This is a genomic window from Nostoc sp. (assembly GCF_036917675.1).
Classification (GTDB): Bacteria; Cyanobacteriota; Cyanobacteriia; order Cyanobacteriales; family Nostocaceae; genus Nostoc.
In genome coordinates, this window is the sequence record NZ_JBALCT010000044.1 from 213,524 (window position 1) to 232,241 (window position 18,718).

Genomic DNA, 18,718 nt, shown 5'->3' on the forward strand with positions numbered 1-18,718 from the left:
TAGGGCAAAGTTACTGAAATTTATTTTTAACAGTTTCTTAAGATTCTTGCATATATCTCAGTACAAGCATCAGTATACATCAATTAAATTTACAATTCTTAATAAAGTTATTGGGCGAGGGTGGGGAATGGGAAGATATAATAGAAGATCCGAAGGATGCTTAATTCCATCCTCAGTCCAAGATGGTTGCGTGGTTTGTCTATAGGTTGCTTACTAAAGCTAATGAAAACTCACCTAGGCGTAGCCCAACCCAGGCATCGCAATTTCTGAGCATTGATTCCTGTGAGGATACCAACTAGCAGCCAAGTGATGGCTAATCCGATGACTTCGCCTAAGAATAACTGCGTTAAGCGGTGTAAAATCATCCCGACAGCAGAACCCACGGGGACAGCAACAGCCCAACTTGCTGAAGAGACAAATATCCATCGCCACGCCATCGGCTGAGGAATTGCTAACCATTGTGCCAATCCAATCCCCAAGCCACCAAGTCCACCATAAACCACCCCAGACAGGATTCTCAGGGGAAAAATTTGAGTGCTAGGTACAATCCAACCCACGGCACCAATACCGATCGCGGTGATGATACTCCAACCCAAAAGACTTGACAAAATCCACCTGATGCAAAATATCGGTTCTTTGAGAAGACAACCTTGAGGAAGTGCGATCGCAAATCCGCCGATAGCTGCCTCTATTACCCCAATATCTGGCTTTTCGCCGACTTCAATTAAGAGTAAACTTAATAAAAAACCGCCAAAAGTAGCTAAAGTCCACAGCAATGTAAAGCGAAATCTAGTATTTTTAGGCGCGAATGGCATCAAAGTTTCTTTGGTTGTAATAGTCTGACTGTTTTAGTATGAAACATCTCAAAAAAAGCTTTGCGTCGCTGTTGGGGTGATTCAGGTGCGATGTAACCCCACAGACTCTCCCAGTAGAAAAAGGAGATACCATCAAAATGGCGATCGCGCACTACCTGAACCTGTTGTTTAACTTGTGCCATTTTCACAGGATTAGCCATCGTTCCCGTCGATATACCAATACCTACAGGAATTAAACTTTGAGCCAATTTCACAGATGGTTGTTCCAGTTGAGCGATAAAAGAGTTTTTATCATTTCGATATACCTGCAAAATTAACTCATTAACTAAACCTTTTTTTACCCAACTTTCCCAGTCTTGCAAATAATATTTGTAGGCGAAAGCTTGATAGTTAGGAGACAAAGATATTTTGACTTTGGGTTTAACCGCCTTGACAGCTTGATAGATTTCCGCCATGAAATCAGTAATTTTGTCTGCTCGCCAACGCATCCATTCTGGGTTAAAAGGATCACCAGGGGGACTTTTGCCTTGATGTTCTTGCTGGTAGAGTTGAATAGTGAAGCGATCGTAGCCAAACTGTACCGGCATCCCAAAATGGTCGTCAAGCTGAATACCATCTACATCGTAATCCCTGACTACTTCCAAAATTAGCCCTTGGATAAACTTTTGCACTTGGGGATGTAAAGGATTTAACCAAGCCTGTTTATTCACCAAACCATTCTCGATTTCTTCCGGTGGGGCATCTTGGATAGAATTTATACCTTCTTGCCCAATTGTCAACCAATCGGGATAACGCCTTGCTAATTGTGAATAATGCGGCGTCATGAATCCGTATTCAAACCAGGGAATGACTCTCAAATTTTTATTTTTAGTAAGTTTCACTATCTTTGCTAAAACATCCTGTCCACCGTGCATGAAGTTGAGCAAAGGTTGAGTATCCGAGCCTGTAGTCATTTTGGCTATAGCACTTTTATAAAAAGTATGTCCTCGGTTCCAAACTACAGGATAAATTGTATTAAAATTGAGAGCGGATAATTGATTTAAAGCGCGGTTAATACCCCAAGGGACAAATAGTACACCACTAGCAACATTAGTGAGCCAAACGCCGCGAATTTCTGTAGTTAAAGGACTTATTTTTTGCGAATAAACTGGCAGTGAAGAGAGTGAAAAAACTGTTAAAGTAATTACTAATCCCAAACACAGTAAGTAAGAAACACCACGGCGAGCAACCCGATTCATTTGTAAGCGTGACCTAGTGCGATCGGAATATATATAACTACAAAATAAATTTGTAATCCTCCGGATGATGTAAACAAATAATGATTTTATGCCCAGAGATAAATTAATAAATGTGCCTTAGCGGACAATTATCGCTATTTTTAATTTTGTGAAAGACAAGAGTCCATGATGTGCGTAATTTTCCCACATTAAGTACACCCCTGAAACTCTCATTTCCAGTCTCCGGCTATTAGTGATAACCTCATAAAAAGGTAATGTTGTCAATAAGTGCATCCTTTAGCTTACTCAAAAAAAAGCTATAGTTATACCATTTCTCTTTGAAGATGTGCCCATAAGACTGATATAAAACTAGTGGCTGTAGGGGCAATTCATGAATTGCCCCTATGTGAATAAAGCGCAGCTTCATATAGAATTGGTATTAACTTGTGTTGTTAATCAACTTTTTGGAGGCGCAGCTAAACTTACCCTAAAAAAGCATCAAGCTTTAAGAAAGCTGCGAAAACTGATGAATCATGACTTTTTCAGTAACAAAAAGCTACTTTTTGACGCCTGGGCACCAAGTTACGACTGGTTCTTTCCTTCAGTGTTTTATCGAGCCGTTCACAAACGGTTACTGGAGTACGTCGATTTACCAGAGCCAGCAAATGTACTTGATATCGGCTGTGGTACTGGACGCTTACTTGAGCGCCTTGCTACTCAGTTTCCCTACTTGCAAGGCACCGGATTGGATTTATCTGCTAATATGTTGCGAGTAGCAAGACAGACCAACCACCACCGTCCACGTTTAATTTATATTGAGGGCAAAGCTGAGTCTCTTCCCTTTGCTGATGGTCAATTTGATGCGGTTTTCAGCACTATCAGTTTCTTGCACTATTTGGAACCTAAACAGGTGGTTAGTGAGATAGCACGGGTACTTTCTCCCGGTGGACGCTTTTATTTAGTTGACATTACTTCTAAAAAAGAGACAGAACCTCAATTATTGCCAATCTCTCCCCGTGGAATTAGACTCTACAGCCCTAATCAACGTCAACTTCTTGGCTCCTCTGCTGGGCTATTGTGTTTAAATCACCACTATTTACTAGGGCCTGTCTTACTAACGATTTTTGCTAAACCTCCGATGTAAAGGATTGGAAACAGCTTGTATCCAGCCTTGTTCTGCATATCTTAATTACGAATTACGAATTAGTCTGACCTCGATATTGCATAAACACCACAGGAACTTTGAGCAGCCTTTTCGCTAACTGCGAGAATCTAAATTTCCCTTTGAGCGTATACAAGCCTCTTGTCCTGGTAAATTGTGGTAAGTCTTCAAAAGATATTGGCACAAAGTCAAAGCGACTGTAAAACTGCGCCAGTCGTTCACCTAAACATTCAAGATAAAGTGGTTGTGTTGCTGTATTAATCAATTGCTGCATTAGCAAAGTAGCCAAACCGCGACCTCTCCAAGCTGATGCAACGACCAAACTACCAAGTTCTTGTGCCCCTGAGAAATTACGTAGCTGTCCACAAGCTACCAGATTGCGTAGGCTTTGCCCGCCGTAGGCATCGCATTCAATTACCCAAAATTGCTGCCAATTTAATTGGGTTGGGTCGAGTTTTGCTGAGAACACCAGCAATCGAATCGACCACTTATCCGCAGAGGTTGCTTTGCGAAGGATACACCCAGATGGTAACGAGAGATTGCTCTGGTTCATGAATTACTTACCATTTCCTCTTAACTATCAATAAAGCAATTTCAAAAGCATCTTGGATATTAAACCCGTTCCAAGTTCTCCCTTAACCACAGGAAGTGTTCTCAGGTTCACAAATTCTATATTTATGGATTTTTGTCAGCATAGATGAGTAGTACTAAACAATACTTCCGATAGAGGGACGAATCAGCCATAACTAGATTCTGGATAGATGTACTCACACCCGAATTTTCTTAATATAATACCAACAATAGATGATTAGGAATATTAGTCATGGCTGAAGAACAAAAACAAAAACCTAATAATCAAGAAACGACACCTACCGCTTCCGGTGGCTACCAAACCCCCATCGATGAAAGTATCCGCAAAACTGGCGATGCTGAAAAGAGTGATGCTAAAACCACTGCTAAACCAGAAGCACCAGGAGAAGATGGTATCGCAGGTAGCCCCAATCAGGGAACTGAGTCACGTTAATTGGTTTGAACTTTCCCAAGTTCCAATAATCTAATTGGTTTTTTCTAGTAACCCGGATTTAGTAAACTTTGAGTGGATAGTTGTGGTTTATATCATGATTATCCACTCATTTTGCTTGTATAAGAATCGTTTTTAGAGGATCTGAAACAAAGAGCAGGAGCTACTAGAAAAAATTAATCCCAAATAGCTTGATACCGTAAAGCTCCACTACTGCCACTCGGAAAAAGCGCACTTTCATATATACCAACTAACTCTTTTCCAAGTCGCTGACAATTTTTAACTGAAACTTCGCTGAGATTATTGATGATTATTTAGTCATTAACAAGTGCGCCAAAATAAAAAGAAAAAGTATATTTCCAAAGGATGCCTAGATACAAAGCGGCTTGTCGTTAAACATCGCATATCTAATTATCAACCGCTTGTTTACAGTTCGTAGGTTAATAAGCAGTTATTTAAATTTCAAATTATACAAAACAGTAATAATACTAGTTGGGCTTTGTGGAGGATTAATCAACGGTAATTCGACAGGTTTGCCGTGCTTTAATGGTCGCGTCTACGATTCCCTATCTTTACCACAGCAAGTTGGGGATTGAGGACTGGAAAACGATTATTTTAATCCTAATTTCTCATCTCTGATTCCTAATTCAAACAAAGATTTTTATCCGTTCAAAAAGTTAAATGTTACCAGATTTACGTAAGTATAGTCCGCCCCAGGCATCGCGTCTGGATACAATGCCTTAGTATCTATAACGATTTTAGTTTGGATGTAACACGCAATGCTTAATGTCCTTTTTTGTAAAGTTCATCAAATCTTCAGAAAGAAAAAGTTTGAGTGGGGTTCTGAAAGAGCTAAAGTTTTGTTAAGATGCAATTGCTAGCAGTTTCTCAGCGAAATTCACCTATCGGGGTGTGGAGAAATAAAAAGTACTAGCAGCACAAAATTCAAAAGGTGAAGCAATGACCACCTATATTTTTTTCGATGAAGCTCTAAGAATGTTCACCAACGCCTATTTGATGTCAGTAGTACTGTTAATAGCAGCTTCTGGTATTGGTTTGGCGGTAATTGAAACAATAGAAAAGACAGGAGAACGCTAAGTTTGCAGATGGCAATGTCGTTATTGCCAAAAACCATTGGGTGCGAGTGTTCGCCGTGACGAAATCCTGGGAACACTAAAGCATGAAAGTCTCACAGCGTTGCTGCCTTACCTGGAAATCCACCAAACACACAGGTAACTGTAGCGCTATTGAGACCCTAAGCAAGGAGTTACTACAATGGGTCTATTCGACGCTGTGTTGGGCACTGAAAGCCAAACCCAAGCAGCACTCAATCCAGAGGAAGCTTTTGCTGTCATTATCTTGATGGCAACAGCCTCAGACGGTTATCTTTCTGTTGAGCAAGCAAATTCTATCACTTCTGTGCTGTCCCGGATGAAACTTTTTGAAAGTTATCCCGATGAAATGATGAACAGACTGTTTGACAAAATCTTGGGCATTTTCCAGGGTGATGATTTTAATGCTTTATTTGATGCAGCAAAAGATTCTCTATCTCCAGACTTGCGAGAAGCAGCTTTTGCAGTAGCCACCGATTTAGTCCTAGCTGAAGGCATTGTACCTGAAGAAGAAAAAAACTTCTTAAATGATTTATATCAAGCATTAGGTCTTTCTAATGAGATAGCAACACAAATTGTGCAAGTAACCTTGATTAAAAACCGGGGATAGGGGGATAGAAGATATACCTAATTAAACTATATAAATAGCTTATAAACAAAACGTGCCAAAGAAGCCTAACTCCTTTGGCACTATTTTTGATGTTATTCTGACTAGGCTGAGATTCCCGATTTTTTCAAGAAGTCGCAAATCTTGTAGTTCAATGCAGTATTGTGTCATAATCCGATTTTATAATTTTGAATTTTAAATTGTGAATTACTTATGCGTTGTTCTGCCACCCTAACCCAACTGGTTGAAGTTCTTTTGGCTCAAACTGTAAACTTATCTGAAACTGCTTTAACACAAGTAAGTAGCGGTATACAAACAGATAGCCGTACCCTGAAGCCGGGTGAAGTATTTGTAGCTTTGCGAGGCGATAAGTTTGATGGACATGAATTTGTGCCAACTGCGATCGCAAAGGGTGCAATAGCTGCAATTGTGGATTTTGAATACGAAAATCCGGGATTTCCTGTATTACAGGTAAAAGACACTCTCAAGGCATATCAAAAAATTGGCAGATGGTGGCGCGATCGCTTTAATATTCCTGTAATTGGAGTAACCGGTTCTGTAGGTAAAACGACAACCAAAGAATTGATCGCCGCAGTTTTAGGAACAAAGGGACGAGTTCACAAAACTTATGGAAATTACAACAACGAAATTGGTGTTCCGAAAACTCTTCTAGAACTTGGCGCAGAAAATGACTATGCCGTGATTGAAATGGCAATGCGAGGTAGAGGACAAATTGCCGAACTGACGCAAATAGCGCGTCCCACAATTGGAGTGATTACCAATGTGGGGACGGCGCATATTGAGTTACTGGGTTCCGAAGAAGCGATCGCTGAGGCAAAATGTGAGTTGTTAGTCGAAATGTCTGCTGATAGTGTGGCAATTCTCAACCACGACAATCCCCTATTAATCGCCACTGCTGCGAAAGTTTGGCACGGAGAAGTTTTGACTTACGGCTTTTCTGGTGGGGATATTCAAGGGCAGTTAATTGATAACGAAACTGTGGAAGTCGTAGGTATCCAACTACCTTTACCTTTACCCGGTCGTCATAATGCCACTAATTTCTTGGCAGCTTTAGCGGTGGCAAAGGTGTTGGGGATTGATTGGGCATCTCTCAAAGCAGGTGTAATGGTGGATATGCCTACAGGGCGATCGCAACGATTTACCTTACCCAATGATGTGGTAATCTTAGATGAAACTTATAATGCTGCACCAGAAGCCATGATCGCAGCGTTGCAATTGTTGGCAGACACACCCGGAAAGCGGAAGATTGCCGTATTGGGTGCAATGAAAGAATTGGGAGAGCGATCGCAGCAGTTGCACCAGCGAGTGGGAGAGACAGTACGAAAGTTGAATTTAGACGGCTTGTTAGTTTTGGTAGATGGACAAGATGCCGAAGCGATCGCTCTTAGTGCCGAAGGTATTCCATCGGAGTGCTTTGCAACTCATGCTGATTTGCTGGCTAGGTTGAAGACATTTGTGCAAGCAGGCGATCGTTTATTGTTCAAAGCCGCCCATTCCGTGGGATTAGATCGGGTAGTCAATCAGTTACGTGCAGAATTTCCCAATTGATTTTCTGAAAATATCACCAAATAAATGCTCGATAGACTTCAGTTGGAAAGACTAGGGCTATTACTGTAGCGTCTTTGAAAAACAATTGCAGCCAAATTAGCCACTAAACAGGTAATTGCTAGCCACAGCAAGATATAAGTAGGAGCCATCACTACGCCAATCAGGAACCAAGTATATACGTGCAGAATCATTACAGAAGCGAAAAAGCTGGCAATTCCAGCAGATTGCCAGACTTGATGTGATGGGCGACGTAACGCTACTAGGCTGATGGTTAGAATTGTGACAAGCAAGTTTGCTGGTACGAGAAATGCACAAATACTTATGCAGTTGCCACGAGATAACTCAGCTAAGGTGTTAAAATCGAGCATTAATTTGTTGGGATAGATGTTAGCTTTTTAAGAATTTAATTTATTTTAAAATAACAAAATCCAAATTAACATATAAGTGAGTAATCACTTTGCAAGTATAACATAAATTAAACTATTGAGTTGCGTTTTGATACTACTCAATAGTTAGTTAATTGTAAAGATTTTAGATAACTAGGGTGGAAAACACCCACCCTAGCTAAATCAACCCGGTAAAATCACCGTATCGATAACGTGTATCACCCCATTATCAGCTTCGATATCTGCTGCTAAAACTGTGGCATTTTTAACTTCAAAACCATCAGAAGAATCAATTTTAATGGGTGAACCTTCCACAGAATTAACCGTACCGAGTTGTGCAAAATCAGCCTGTAGGAGCTTTCCGGGAACGACATGATACTTTAAAATCCGCGTTAGCTGGGGAATATTCTGTAACAGAGTTTGGATAGTTCCTGGTGGTAACTTGGCAAAAGCATCGTCATTTGGTGCAAAGACAGTGAACGGCCCAGGACTTTTTAATGTGTCTACTAAACCAGCAGCTTGTACAGCCGCCACCAGTGTTTTGAAAGACTCAGCCGTAACAGCAATATCAACAATATCAGCCATATATTTTACCTAAATCTCTGTAAAAGATTTTAAAGGATAATAAACCTATTTGAAGTTTTATTAAATAGGGGGTGGGGAGTAGGGAGTATGGGAATAATAATGCCCATAGGTGTCAACTTAAGCGCAAACCCTTTTAAAACCTCGTTTCCAGCCAGAGGCTGGAAATGTTGCTCCTGGCGGCAGAGCCGCCAGCAAGGGAGGCGGAGCCTCTAGAACAGCATTCCCAGTCGGAGACTGGGAACGAGATAATCTAAAAGCTGGTTCTAGGCAGGTTTTTACACTAAGTTGACACCAATGCCCAATGCCCATTAATTATGATTAGCTTTCCAGTTTGCTAGATCAGTTAAAGAGCGATCGCGGTAACGTCCGTAACGCTCTTGTTTACTTTTGATTTTCGCACCACCCAATTCGGGAAAAATCCCAAAGTTAGGCGGCATTGGTTGGAAATGCTTTGGCGAAGCGGAACTAATAAATTCCAATAACGCACCCATCATTGTTGTTGGTGGTAAAACCAAAGGTTCTTTACCCAAAGCTAGCCGTGCTGCATTAATTCCCGCCAAGCAGCCACCCGCAGCCGCAGCAGTGTAGCCTTCAGTACCAATCAACTGTCCAGCTGCTAACAATGTCGGACGCTCTTTAAATTGCAGAGTCGGATGCATTAGCTGAGGAGCATTAATAAAAGTATTGCGGTGCATCACTCCCAGCCGGACAAACTCCGCCTTTTCCAAACTGGGAATAAGTTGAAATATGCGCTTTTGCTCACCCCAACGCAGGTTAGTTTGAAATCCTACCATATTCCACAGTTGACCGGCTTTATCTTCTTGTCGCAACTGCACGACAGCATAAAAACGTTCTCCGGTGCGAGTATCTGATAATCCCACTGGCTTTAGGGGGCCGTAGCGCATGGTATCTTCCCCCCTCTGTGCTAGTTCTTCTATAGGTAAACAAGCTTCAAAAAATTTCGCCGTTTCCCGTTCAAAACCTTTGAGTTCTGTTTGTTCAGCAATACATAGTTCTTCTCGAAACTGCAAATACTGCTCTTTATTCATTGGGCAGTTGAGATAAGCGGCTTCACCTTTGTCATAACGTGATGCCATAAAAGCAACGTCACGGTTAATCGATTCTCCCACAATAATCGGACTAGCCGCATCAAAAAAGCTGAGGTATTCCATCCCGGTAAAGCGGCGTAAATCTTCTGCCAAGTCGGGACTGGTTAAAGGCCCAGTCGCCAAAACTACAATTCCTTCAGGAATCGCAGACACTTCACCCCGGCGAAATTCAATTAAAGGATGGCTAGCTAAAGTTTGAGTCAAGTCTTGGCCAAATTGTCCTCTATCGACGGCTAGCGCCCCACCAGCAGGTACGGCGTGTTCATCAGCTTTAGAAATGACGATCGAACCCAGTTGACGTAACTCTTCGTGCAATAATCCCGTCGCGCGATCGCTTGCCATTGCCCCAAAGGAATTACTACATACTAATTCTGCCAAATGTTCTGTATGATGAGCAGGACTAAATCGCTTTGGACGCATTTCATGCAGAATTACTGGCATTCCAGCTTGGGCTATTTGCCAAGCTGCTTCTGTCCCAGCTAGCCCACCTCCAATTACTTGTATCGGTTGTTGTTCCATAGTTAAATTTTTAATTCCCTATATAATAACGGTTGGTTCGCTTATTTAAAAAACGTAATAAGCAAATAACAGCCTAAAAGGGTAGTGTACAAAGGCACTCCCGAATAATTGAGACGGTAATGGAACAATTAAATAATACAACTTCAGAACACCGCTTCAAGTTGTTGGGTTATCCAAGTGGTTGCCTTCTCTTCATCGTGCTTAATCGCCCGTTCTACTCCTGTTTTAGCAATTTATAGTAGTTGTTTATATATCTCTTTCTTCATCGTTGATTGTCTGTTGCTCATATTCTGCAATGATGGTATAAATATCCTTTGCTGCAATATCAACTTGTTCAGATTTGGTATAAACAGTCAGCAGAATGATTCCAGTTGCTGTTTTGACGTAATAAATCAGACGATAGCCCCCACTTTCACCTTTTTGAGCGTCGCTATTTAGGACTCTCAACTTGAAGATTGCATAACCAACACCAGATATTTGATCTCCTGGCAACTCTCACTGCTGAAGTTGTTCGATAACAGGTTGTATATCATTCCGAATACTGCGATATTTCTTAGCAAGAGCGCGTAGATTTCGATTGAAGGTTGGAGAAGCTTCAACTTGAATAAAAGGCTGATCAATCATCTTTAAGACCTTCCCAAAGTTGAGCAACGGGAATTGTTTGCCCAGTCATGGTTTCGTGCCAAGCTTGCCGGAAATCTGCTAAAACTTCTGCCTGAGATGTCTCATCTGGGGTTTCTTCATCTGGGATTAAAACAATTACTTCTACACGGCTATTTTTATCTATTGTGAGAGGATGATCTAAGGTTAGTTGTCCCTCCTCATTGATCGTTGCCATGACTTTAAGTGCTTTCATTGCTACTCCAGTATGTTAAGTGGCTGTGGTTAGGTTAATGCCCAAGGTTTTAAGCTGTTGATTTATCCAAGTGGTTGCCGTTGCTTCATCAGTCTCTATCGCCCGTTCTACTCCTGTTTTAGCAATTTTCTCAGGAGGCTAACAATGCAGTCACAGTTTCATTTGACATAAAGCGTCGAAAGTCTAGTATTTCAACTAAAACTAGCTTGGCATCTTGAGAATAATGCAAAATCACTTGTCCTTCGTCTTCAGCATAGGCAATTGGCTCATTGGAAAGTTCAATTAATAGAACGTCAACATCTTTGCTATAGCTAATCTTTTTCATATCTAGACCTCCTGTCTTATTTCAACACCTCTATTTCTATATTTAATGCTTTAAGCTGTTGATTTATCCAAGTGGTTGCGATCGCTTCATCGGTTTCGATCGCCCGTTCTACTCCTGTTTTAGCAATTTCCAGCAGTTGTTTGTATTTATCTTCTGCATCGTAGGATTGATTAACCTTATCAACAAATTTTTGCTGCGTTTCCAAAGGAGGACAAGCTATCAATAAGGATTCAAGCACAGGAATTGTCAGGTTTGTTTGAATTCCGCCTGTATTAGCTTGCTCAGTTTGCAACTTACCGACCAAAGAATTCAAATAAAGAGATAGATAAGTTGGTAGTATAGCCTCCTTATTCGGTCTAGTGAGAATAAAATAGCTCCCGTACACAGCATCGTTTAAGTATTCCGGAATTACAATAGAAAGTCCTAAAGTTCCACTTCGAGAAATTAGAACATCACCTGTTTTAACATTTGCTTGTTGCTGATTAGCAGCTTCTTGCGAAATAAATTTTAAGTCTTTTTCACTAAACCGATACTTTTGCAAATCAGCAATTCTAAGAAAAGGTACGCCTTGTTCAAGATATTCAAATGGCTCAGATGTTCCATACTTAAAAAGAGATGACAAGCTAGCAAGATTTCTCAAAGACCATCCTTTTTCTAAACAAGCAGCTTCTAGAGATTCATAAAGCTCATCATATTTTGGTTGATAATATTCAGCGTCGAAGCGACCGGAGGACAGGAACGACTCAGCAAAACTCTTGACGGCAATGGTTTCTTCCGTGGGTTGCCAGTCCTTCAAGCCAAGCTCCGACAACAGCAAATCCTCAGCTTGTTGATAAATTTCCTTTGCACTGTCTTTAACTTGTCCTACCTGTCTAATAATTTGTTCTATTTTGTTTTGAAATTCTCGCTTGGGTTTAGCAACCAGGATGTCATCAAACTCTACTAATTTGATTTCAGGCCGAGTTGCTTTAATACCCCTTCTTCTAAGTTGAAGATAACCATAGTTGGAATTAAAAAACGTAGAGAGATAGTAAGAGTTAACTTTGCTCTCGTCTACTTTTATTTTCCCAACGTGGGCACTTGTATTTGCAACTGGAAAATTATCTGGAATAACAGCACTTCTACCAAAATAAACGCCCGTTTTTGTTATTACAACATCTCTTGGTTTTAATTCTGATCTTTTAAGGGATTGATGCAATTCTGGAGATATAAATCTATAAATATTTTCATCGATATATCCTTCCTTAACAGATTCACTCAAAATATAATAGACACCTTCATCTTGATACTGAGTGGCACTGTGATCGCCATCTGTAATTAGTAAGCTACATTTGGCGAGAATATCTAGATCCATTTTACTGGTTCTAATTGCATGAACAGCATTAACATATTGCTTCTGATAGAACTCAGCACCTATTGTCATCAGATTCTCAAGTTCCGAGAATTTCAAAGACACAGCTTCAAGCCCATCCATCAAGCGCTGATACTTTACAGCATCAAACGGCATAACAGATGGGCTGGGTTTAAAAAAACTGAAATTCTCCTTTTTGGCAAACTCAATAAACGCTTCAGCAATGCCGTCTTCCGTCTGTCCTTCGTGGTTATACAGGTCATGATCCACCACTAAATGACCGTGGTCATGTTGCAAAAAATCGCTCTCTACCCCAACGACTCGTTGCATCGGAGAAGGCGGCATCAAATCACTCAGTTGATCATCGGGCGGTGAAGCCGTAGAGGATGAAATCTTGCGCCAAATCTTATCCCCAGAGTTATCCTTCCCCGACTTTCGCATCGTGGCAAAAAAGATGTTGTAGTCATCCTTTCGGGGGCAAAGTGCGCCAGCTTTGGGATCATCATTCCATTTCTGCACAAACAGCACTGAGGTTTTTGTGCCTGTGTGCGGCTTAAAGGTGTTGCCATGTAGCCCCACCACTGACAGAATTCGGCAGCGTTCCGCAATAAAATCTCGAATGTTCTTATCGGAAGAGTTGTTAAACCGTCCTTGGGGGAGAACGATCGCCATTCTACCCCCTGGTTTCAAAAAGTCCAGGTTGCGCTCAATAAACAAAATGTCACGCCCCACTTTACTTTGCCACTTGCCATCCGGCTTTTTCGCCAGGTCATAGCGGGCAATCATGCGGGGTTCCTTGATGTCTCCCGCAAAGGGTGGATTTGCCATCAGCACATCAAACTGAAACTCTCGATAGTCTTTGCTGCCTTTTGGTCGGAGCTTTTTCAGCCGTTTGAACCCCTCATGGTAAATGTTATCCCATTCATCTTGCTCCGTGACTTCATCCCACAGTTCATAGTCCAGGGTGTTCAGGTGCAACACATTCGTTTGCCCATCCCCCGCAATCAGGTTCAGCGTCCGCGCCACCCGCACCGCCTTTTCATCAAAATCGATGGCAAACACCTTGTCTTCCACATACTCTTTGCACCGGGGCGGCTTATCTTCAAGCGAAAATAAGTGACTCGTTTTCAATCCCTCATCATCTAAAATCTGCCGCCACACATGAAAAATCGTATGCACCGGAAACCCCGATGACCCCGCCGCCGTGTCGATCATGTACTCATCCTCTTGGGGGTTCAGCATTTTCACGCACAGATCAATCACATAGCGCGGCGTAAAAAACTGTCCTTTTTCGCCCTTGCTGCTCTGGTTGATCAAATACTCAAACGCTTCATCGATCACATCCAAGTTGGAGTTAAACAGCTTCACATTTTCCAACGACGACACACAAACCGATAGGTGAGACGGCGTGAGGCTAATTTTGGCATCCTCGCTAAACACCCCTTCCCACTTCTTCTTGGCTTTGTCGAAGAGATCCTGAATCTTAGTTTTCAGTGCGGCTTCCGTCTGTCCCGTATTGCGAAACTCCAGAGAACGGGTCGATCGCCTGTTGCCCTGCCCAGAATACCACTCATCATAGAGCTTAGTAAAAATCAGCTTAAACAGTTCCTCAAATACATCCACCCCAGCATTTGCTAGCACCTCATCTTCCATTTCTTCGATCAAGGTCTTGAGAGATTTATTCTCCTTCACCAACTTGTCATTTTTGATCAAGTCTTCCAGGGTGAACTTGATCTGGAGAATATCCGCCAGGGTTTGATTCGCATTGGGCAACCCCGGAATGTCTTCAAAATAATTGGGATCTTTGCGCTGGTAGTAGGAAATTTGATCACCATTCGTCCAGACGGCGATCGGCGCACCCGTGGCATTGCAGTAAGAGCGAAGCTGGTCTTTCCCATCCTTCAGCTTTGGCTTCTTTAGCTCCACAAGCATGTAAACCGTGTTGGGACGGTCTTTGTCCATCACCACGATGTCTGCCCGTTTCACCTCTCGCCCAAAGTTCACCCCATACTCAACCTGAATGCGACCGAGGGGATAGTGTAAGCGATCGCTCAAAACCCGTAAATATAGTTGCCGGATTGACTCCTCTGGCGTTAGCTTAATCGTCTTTTGGCGCACCAAACAAACCGTATAAGGAACCTCACCGTTTTTGGTCGCCTTGAGGGTAATCGTCTGCTCTAACTGCTCAATTTCAGCGATCGTAAACTGCGACAGCTTGTAATTTGAGTCCTTGAGGATATCGGCTAATTTCATCACGGGCTATCAGGTTGACTCTAAGGGCTGCTTTGTCATAAAAGTTTAGCGCCATTGTAGTCACTGCCTGATAAATTTTCTTAATTCTTTAATGGCGATCGCTTGTTCAGGAGCCTTGTCTAACTAATATCTTCAAATGGCTAAATTCAATAAACCTAATATATTCCTGGTGAACACATCACCCTGATTCTATTTGATCTGTGCGATCGCAGTTCCCTAGAGAACTAGCCTCGTTTTTTACTACTGCGAATTTGCCAATGGATTCTAATGTGGCTAAACCCGGACGATTTTTTGTGTGGAAGCCCCGCTACCACACAAAAAGAATCTCAATTTAGGTGCATAGTGCTATAGAAGTATTTGGGTGGCCGCCGAGATAGGTGCAAAAGTATGATTAGTTGTAATGGCTTAGGTATCTACCTATGCTGCAATTCTCTCCATCTGGTGAGAACTTTCCTGCAACATCGGGGTAATTATATCAGCAGGGACAGGACGACTGAAGTAGTAACCCTGACCTTCGTCACATCCCTGCATTTGCAGGTAGTCAAGCTGTTCTTTGGTTTCCACACCCTCTGCCGTGATTTTCAACCGCAGACTCTTGGCGAGGGCAATGATCGCATCGGTGATGGCGGTGCTATCAGGATTGGAAATGACATCCTGTACAAATGACTGATCAATCTTGAGCATATTTACAGGAAAGCGCTTCAAGTAATTCAGGGAGGAATAACCGGTGCCAAAGTCGTCTAGAGCCAACCATATACCCAGTTCTCGTAATTGTTTTAAGGTTTTAATTGATCGCTCAATGTCACCCATCAAGAAGCTTTCCGTCACTTCCAGTTCCAGATAAGATGCTTTGAGTCCAGTCTCCTGAAGAATTTGGCTGACGACATCAACCAGATTCGGTTGTTCAAACTGTCTAGCTGAGAGATTTACAGATATCCGAATTGGGTTAAATCCAGCAAGCTGCCAAGCACGGTTTTGGGCGCAAGCAGTTCGCAAAACCCATTGATCAATTGGCACGATCAAACCATTGGCTTCGGCAATGGGAATAAACTTTGCTGGAGAAATCAAACCTAAAGTAGGATGCTGCCAGCGAACCAACGCTTCCATACCTGTAATTTGTCCGTTCTGTAAATCAATCAGAGGTTGATAATAAACCAGCATTTCGTTGCGCTTCAGCGCTCCATGTAATTCATTTTCTAAGGTGAGTCGCTCCTGTAACTGAGCATTAATTTCCGGGGAATAGTATTGGTATTGGCTACGCCCTTGCTGCTTGGCCTGGTACAGTGCCATGTGAGCCTGTTGCAAGAGTTGATCTACGCTATTAAGATCATTTAGTCCATTAATTGTGATGCCCATGCTGGCGGTGATATGAATCAAGTTACCTTCTACAAAAAAGGGTTTGCTCAGGTTACTTGATAGCAGTTGAGATAGCTTAATCACACTTTCAAAAGAAACAATGTCCATGCGGGCAATGGCAAATTCATCTCCACTCAAATGGGCAAGAATATCTGTTTGCACCATGCAGGTTGATAACCTCTGAGCAACTGCTCTTAACAACAAATTTGTTATATGATGCTCCAACCCATGACTCATAGCAGTGAAATCATCAATACTTAGCAAAAAGATAGCTACAAGGCGCTGGTTGTTTTCAGGTTGGGATAGAATCTCATGGAGGCGATCGCAGAATAAATCACGATTGGGCAATCCTGTTAGATCATCATAATTAGTGATGTAGTGAATTAACTCATCTAATTTGTGAAGAGTTTGTGAAGTATCCGCCATCAATGTACCCGCTTCATCAGCATATTTTGTGGGCAATTCAGGTAGGGTTTTGGTGTTCAGATAATTTTGCAATGCAGCAGATGTCAAAATGACCGGTTTGAGGAGATGGTTTAGCGCATAGAGGGTGATGGCTGTACCCACTAACGTCGCCAATAAAGCAATGATCATAACTCGCGCCGCCATCTCCAAAGAATAGGAGTTTGAGACGAGGAAACTCAAGAGTAAAGTTAGAAGTGGTACATGAGTGCCCAAAAATGCCACCAACATGATTTTAGCGGTGTAACTTTTCTTGAGCCATCCGAAATCAGCTAGGAACGAGTATAAGTAAAGCTTGTGATTGAGGTTCATAAATTCTGTTCAATAGTTGGCGAATTAGTTCCGAGCTATCCTGGCAAAAGAATATTTTTGATTCACAATCCAGTGTAATCAGCTCTCGTGGAACCCAACCCTGATAAGGTTATATTTTATGCTTCCCAATATAGGTTCCTACTTGATCTATCTAACGATAAAGTTTGTGTAAAAGTTATTCCCCAAAGAACTTCACAATTAATAGGGAATTATGTTGATTGTTACCCCATTAGTATTTATTAGTTTGTATTAAGGTGATGTAGGGTTTCCTAAGCAACTGGGGTACAGCTTAACCTCACCGCGATCAAGAATAAGCGGTTCTCCCCTCTTTCTGAGTTCAAAGCTACGGTGTACACACAAGTTATTGCATTCCCCGAAAATCTTTCAAAACCTCACCCTGTCCTATCTTTAATCCCTCTCCTTACTAAGGAGAGGGACAGGTTTTGCGTAGCAGAACCAGGGTGAGGTATCTCAGGGGCTGTGAGACTTAACCGTAAATTGCGTCACCAAAGACTTGTCTGTACACCGTAGTTAGTAAGGAGAGGGGTTGGGAGTGAGGTTTTGAGATGTACTTCACTCTTATTGGGAAACGCTATATAAGAGCAAAATTAACTACGGATAAACACTGATATTTACTTAAAAACTTTGTGGGATACCGCCACTATTGCCTATAAAGGTAACAGCCCTATTGTTACTTTGTCCGGCAATATCCGGTTAAATGTGGCGTAAATTTATCAGCAGATTTGTAACTTGCTCTAACACCTTTAATGCTGTTAACGAACCTCGAATCAGCCGAGTCGCAGCAAGGGGTTGTCGAAGCATTCCCATCGCTAAAGGCAAAGGGTTTAGGGAGCCATCAGAGTTAATTGCTGATGTCAGATCAGGGATATTATGCTGGCAATCGTCACTGACGACTCTCAGTATTGCCACGGATACCCCAGATGCCTTGAAAAACTCTAGGGCGGTAAATCCTTCCATATCAACAACATCAGCCGCCAAAGTCTCACCTAAATGGCGTTTTTCAGCAGCAGACCAAATGACGCGATCGCTTGTCAATGCCTTGACCAATGAGGCTTTTTGTGATATTAGAGAGTGCAATTGTGCTGTAAAAGTGCGATCGCATTCTTGCTGCTTTCCTTGATAAACACAATCTTGATACAGCACGATATCACCAACTGTATGGCGATCGCTCAAGCTGCCACAGATACCCATAATCAGTACTCTGGATTTTGGAGCCAGAAATTGTCCATTTCCTGGGGATTGTTGTAGATATTTGAGTAAAGGTTTCATCCCAACAGGTATGGCTACTACCGTGGGAATAGAGCCAGTAACGCCGCTTAATCCGCGACAGACAGCTTTATATTCTGCTCCCTGAGGTACCAGAATTGTGTTAATGGGCAAAAAATTAGGCACTAGCACGGCATGAGGTAAATAAACCACCCATTCCAAATCAATAAAACGCTTATGCTGTATACCTGTTTGAATTTTGAATGCGTGAATTTTGAATTCACGGCGGTACTAGCCCTCTCCACAGTTTTGAAGTTTCCTTTTCGATTAAAAATTTTGCCATATCTGAGTGACAATAAATAATATTGCCGTTTAATAGTAACCAAAACTTGCAAACCCAAGGTGATTGCTGCTGCCAGTACTAAGTTAACATGCATTAAAGTTGCATATTAGCAATTGCCAAAAGGCTGGCTA

General features: G+C 41.9%; 19 protein-coding genes. 5 read left to right on the forward strand and 14 right to left on the reverse strand.

The features are described from left to right. Window positions 1-230 precede the first annotated feature (230 nt). Together V7K31_RS15090 and V7K31_RS15095 are read right to left on the reverse strand one after the other, a co-directional pair. Entirely contained in the window at window positions 231-815 is a 585-nt protein-coding gene (locus tag V7K31_RS15090) for a hypothetical protein (protein ID WP_335095111.1), read from the reverse strand. Further along, window positions 815-2,053 carry a glycoside hydrolase family 10 protein gene (locus V7K31_RS15095; RefSeq protein WP_335095112.1) on the reverse strand — a complete coding sequence of 413 codons (1,239 nt, stop codon included), beginning with the start codon at window positions 2,051-2,053 and terminating at the stop codon, window positions 815-817. The genes V7K31_RS15090 and V7K31_RS15095 overlap by 1 nt, the downstream gene beginning before the upstream one ends. 505 nt (window positions 2,054-2,558) lie before the next feature. On the opposite strand from V7K31_RS15095, the gene V7K31_RS15100 reads away from it, so the two are divergent. Then, complete coding sequence (locus tag V7K31_RS15100; RefSeq protein ID WP_335095199.1) at window positions 2,559-3,176, forward strand: class I SAM-dependent methyltransferase; 618 nt, start codon at window positions 2,559-2,561, stop codon at window positions 3,174-3,176. 52 nt (window positions 3,177-3,228) lie between these two features. On the opposite strand, the gene V7K31_RS15105 is transcribed toward V7K31_RS15100, so the two are convergent. Beyond that, window positions 3,229-3,747: a GNAT family N-acetyltransferase gene (locus tag V7K31_RS15105; RefSeq protein ID WP_335095113.1), complete on the reverse strand. Its 519-nt coding sequence runs from the start codon at window positions 3,745-3,747 to the stop codon at window positions 3,229-3,231. A gap of 270 nt (window positions 3,748-4,017) precedes the next feature. Here V7K31_RS15105 and V7K31_RS15110 point away from each other — a divergent pair, with 270 nt between their 5' ends. The 4 genes from V7K31_RS15110 to V7K31_RS15125 all read left to right on the forward strand — a co-directional run bounded on the left by V7K31_RS15110 (window position 4,018) and on the right by V7K31_RS15125 (window position 7,503). Next, the gene (locus tag V7K31_RS15110; protein WP_335095114.1) at window positions 4,018-4,218 is read left to right on the forward strand and encodes a hypothetical protein; all 201 of its coding nucleotides are present in this window, start codon (window positions 4,018-4,020) and stop codon (window positions 4,216-4,218) included. Window positions 4,219-5,175: 957 nt separating this feature from the next. Further along, window positions 5,176-5,313, forward strand: coding sequence for a hypothetical protein (locus V7K31_RS15115; protein WP_335095115.1), 138 nt, complete (start codon window positions 5,176-5,178; stop codon window positions 5,311-5,313). A 177-nt stretch (window positions 5,314-5,490) separates the two neighbouring features. After that, window positions 5,491-5,937 (forward strand): tellurite resistance TerB family protein, encoded by a 447-nt coding sequence (locus tag V7K31_RS15120; protein WP_335095116.1) that lies wholly within the window; start codon window positions 5,491-5,493, stop codon window positions 5,935-5,937. A 210-nt stretch (window positions 5,938-6,147) separates the two neighbouring features. After that, a complete protein-coding gene (locus tag V7K31_RS15125) occupies window positions 6,148-7,503 on the forward strand; it encodes a UDP-N-acetylmuramoyl-tripeptide--D-alanyl-D-alanine ligase (RefSeq protein WP_335095117.1) in 1,356 nt (451 codons plus the stop codon). A gap of 38 nt (window positions 7,504-7,541) precedes the next feature. Here V7K31_RS15125 and V7K31_RS15130 read toward each other — a convergent pair whose 3' ends face one another. From V7K31_RS15130 to V7K31_RS15180, 11 genes are all read right to left on the reverse strand, one after another. Continuing rightward, the gene (locus V7K31_RS15130; protein ID WP_335095118.1) at window positions 7,542-7,871 is read right to left on the reverse strand and encodes a hypothetical protein; all 330 of its coding nucleotides are present in this window, start codon (window positions 7,869-7,871) and stop codon (window positions 7,542-7,544) included. 201 nt (window positions 7,872-8,072) lie between these two features. Next, on the reverse strand, window positions 8,073-8,474 hold the full coding sequence (locus tag V7K31_RS15135; protein ID WP_335095119.1) for a fasciclin domain-containing protein: 402 nt from the start codon (window positions 8,472-8,474) through the stop codon (window positions 8,073-8,075). A 117-nt stretch (window positions 8,475-8,591) separates the two neighbouring features. Next, window positions 8,592-8,783 (reverse strand): hypothetical protein, encoded by a 192-nt coding sequence (locus V7K31_RS15140; protein WP_335095120.1) that lies wholly within the window; start codon window positions 8,781-8,783, stop codon window positions 8,592-8,594. Continuing rightward, entirely contained in the window at window positions 8,783-10,102 is a 1,320-nt protein-coding gene (gene trmFO, locus V7K31_RS15145; protein WP_335095121.1) for an FADH(2)-oxidizing methylenetetrahydrofolate--tRNA-(uracil(54)-C(5))-methyltransferase TrmFO, read from the reverse strand. The genes V7K31_RS15140 and trmFO overlap by 1 nt, the downstream gene beginning before the upstream one ends. Before the next feature lie 246 nt (window positions 10,103-10,348). Beyond that, window positions 10,349-10,594: a hypothetical protein gene (locus V7K31_RS15150; RefSeq protein WP_335095122.1), complete on the reverse strand. Its 246-nt coding sequence runs from the start codon at window positions 10,592-10,594 to the stop codon at window positions 10,349-10,351. A 3-nt stretch (window positions 10,595-10,597) separates the two neighbouring features. Then, window positions 10,598-10,726, reverse strand: a complete 129-nt coding sequence (locus tag V7K31_RS15155) for a hypothetical protein (protein WP_335095123.1) — start codon at window positions 10,724-10,726, stop codon at window positions 10,598-10,600. Beyond that, window positions 10,719-10,940, reverse strand: a complete 222-nt coding sequence (locus V7K31_RS15160; RefSeq protein ID WP_442941288.1) for a type II toxin-antitoxin system RelN family antitoxin — start codon at window positions 10,938-10,940, stop codon at window positions 10,719-10,721. Before V7K31_RS15160 ends, V7K31_RS15155 begins: the two co-directional genes overlap by 8 nt. 148 nt (window positions 10,941-11,088) lie before the next feature. Next, entirely contained in the window at window positions 11,089-11,283 is a 195-nt protein-coding gene (locus tag V7K31_RS15165; RefSeq protein ID WP_335095125.1) for a DUF2283 domain-containing protein, read from the reverse strand. Window positions 11,284-11,299: 16 nt separating this feature from the next. After that, window positions 11,300-14,872, reverse strand: coding sequence for an N-6 DNA methylase (locus V7K31_RS15170; protein ID WP_335095200.1), 3,573 nt, complete (start codon window positions 14,870-14,872; stop codon window positions 11,300-11,302). A gap of 432 nt (window positions 14,873-15,304) precedes the next feature. Then, on the reverse strand, window positions 15,305-17,017 hold the full coding sequence (locus V7K31_RS15175) for a putative bifunctional diguanylate cyclase/phosphodiesterase (RefSeq protein WP_335095126.1): 1,713 nt from the start codon (window positions 17,015-17,017) through the stop codon (window positions 15,305-15,307). A gap of 714 nt (window positions 17,018-17,731) precedes the next feature. Beyond that, window positions 17,732-18,418: a 5'-methylthioadenosine/S-adenosylhomocysteine nucleosidase family protein gene (locus V7K31_RS15180; protein ID WP_335095127.1), complete on the reverse strand. Its 687-nt coding sequence runs from the start codon at window positions 18,416-18,418 to the stop codon at window positions 17,732-17,734. Between the last annotated feature and the right edge of the window lie 300 nt (window positions 18,419-18,718).

Bases quoted from the DNA above. Each gene is read 5' to 3' on its own strand.
- V7K31_RS15090 (WP_335095111.1), bottom strand. From the start codon at position 815: ATGCCATTCGCGCCTAAAAATACTAGATTTCGCTTTACATTGCTGTGG.
- V7K31_RS15095 (WP_335095112.1), bottom strand. From the start codon at position 2,053: ATGAATCGGGTTGCTCGCCGTGGTGTTTCTTACTTACTGTGTTTGGGA.
- V7K31_RS15110 (WP_335095114.1), top strand. From the start codon at position 4,018: ATGGCTGAAGAACAAAAACAAAAACCTAATAATCAAGAAACGACACCT.
- V7K31_RS15155 (WP_335095123.1), bottom strand. From the start codon at position 10,726: ATGATTGATCAGCCTTTTATTCAAGTTGAAGCTTCTCCAACCTTCAAT.
- V7K31_RS15115 (WP_335095115.1), top strand. From the start codon at position 5,176: ATGACCACCTATATTTTTTTCGATGAAGCTCTAAGAATGTTCACCAAC.
- V7K31_RS15105 (WP_335095113.1), bottom strand. From the start codon at position 3,747: ATGAACCAGAGCAATCTCTCGTTACCATCTGGGTGTATCCTTCGCAAA.
- V7K31_RS15175 (WP_335095126.1), bottom strand. From the start codon at position 17,017: ATGAACCTCAATCACAAGCTTTACTTATACTCGTTCCTAGCTGATTTC.
- V7K31_RS15100 (WP_335095199.1), top strand. From the start codon at position 2,559: ATGAATCATGACTTTTTCAGTAACAAAAAGCTACTTTTTGACGCCTGG.
- V7K31_RS15140 (WP_335095120.1), bottom strand. From the start codon at position 8,783: ATGGGCATTGGGCATTGGTGTCAACTTAGTGTAAAAACCTGCCTAGAA.
- V7K31_RS15165 (WP_335095125.1), bottom strand. From the start codon at position 11,283: ATGAAAAAGATTAGCTATAGCAAAGATGTTGACGTTCTATTAATTGAA.
- V7K31_RS15125 (WP_335095117.1), top strand. From the start codon at position 6,148: ATGCGTTGTTCTGCCACCCTAACCCAACTGGTTGAAGTTCTTTTGGCT.
- V7K31_RS15160 (WP_442941288.1), bottom strand. From the start codon at position 10,940: ATGGCAACGATCAATGAGGAGGGACAACTAACCTTAGATCATCCTCTC.
- V7K31_RS15120 (WP_335095116.1), top strand. From the start codon at position 5,491: ATGGGTCTATTCGACGCTGTGTTGGGCACTGAAAGCCAAACCCAAGCA.
- V7K31_RS15130 (WP_335095118.1), bottom strand. From the start codon at position 7,871: ATGCTCGATTTTAACACCTTAGCTGAGTTATCTCGTGGCAACTGCATA.
- trmFO (WP_335095121.1), bottom strand. From the start codon at position 10,102: ATGGAACAACAACCGATACAAGTAATTGGAGGTGGGCTAGCTGGGACA.
- V7K31_RS15135 (WP_335095119.1), bottom strand. From the start codon at position 8,474: ATGGCTGATATTGTTGATATTGCTGTTACGGCTGAGTCTTTCAAAACA.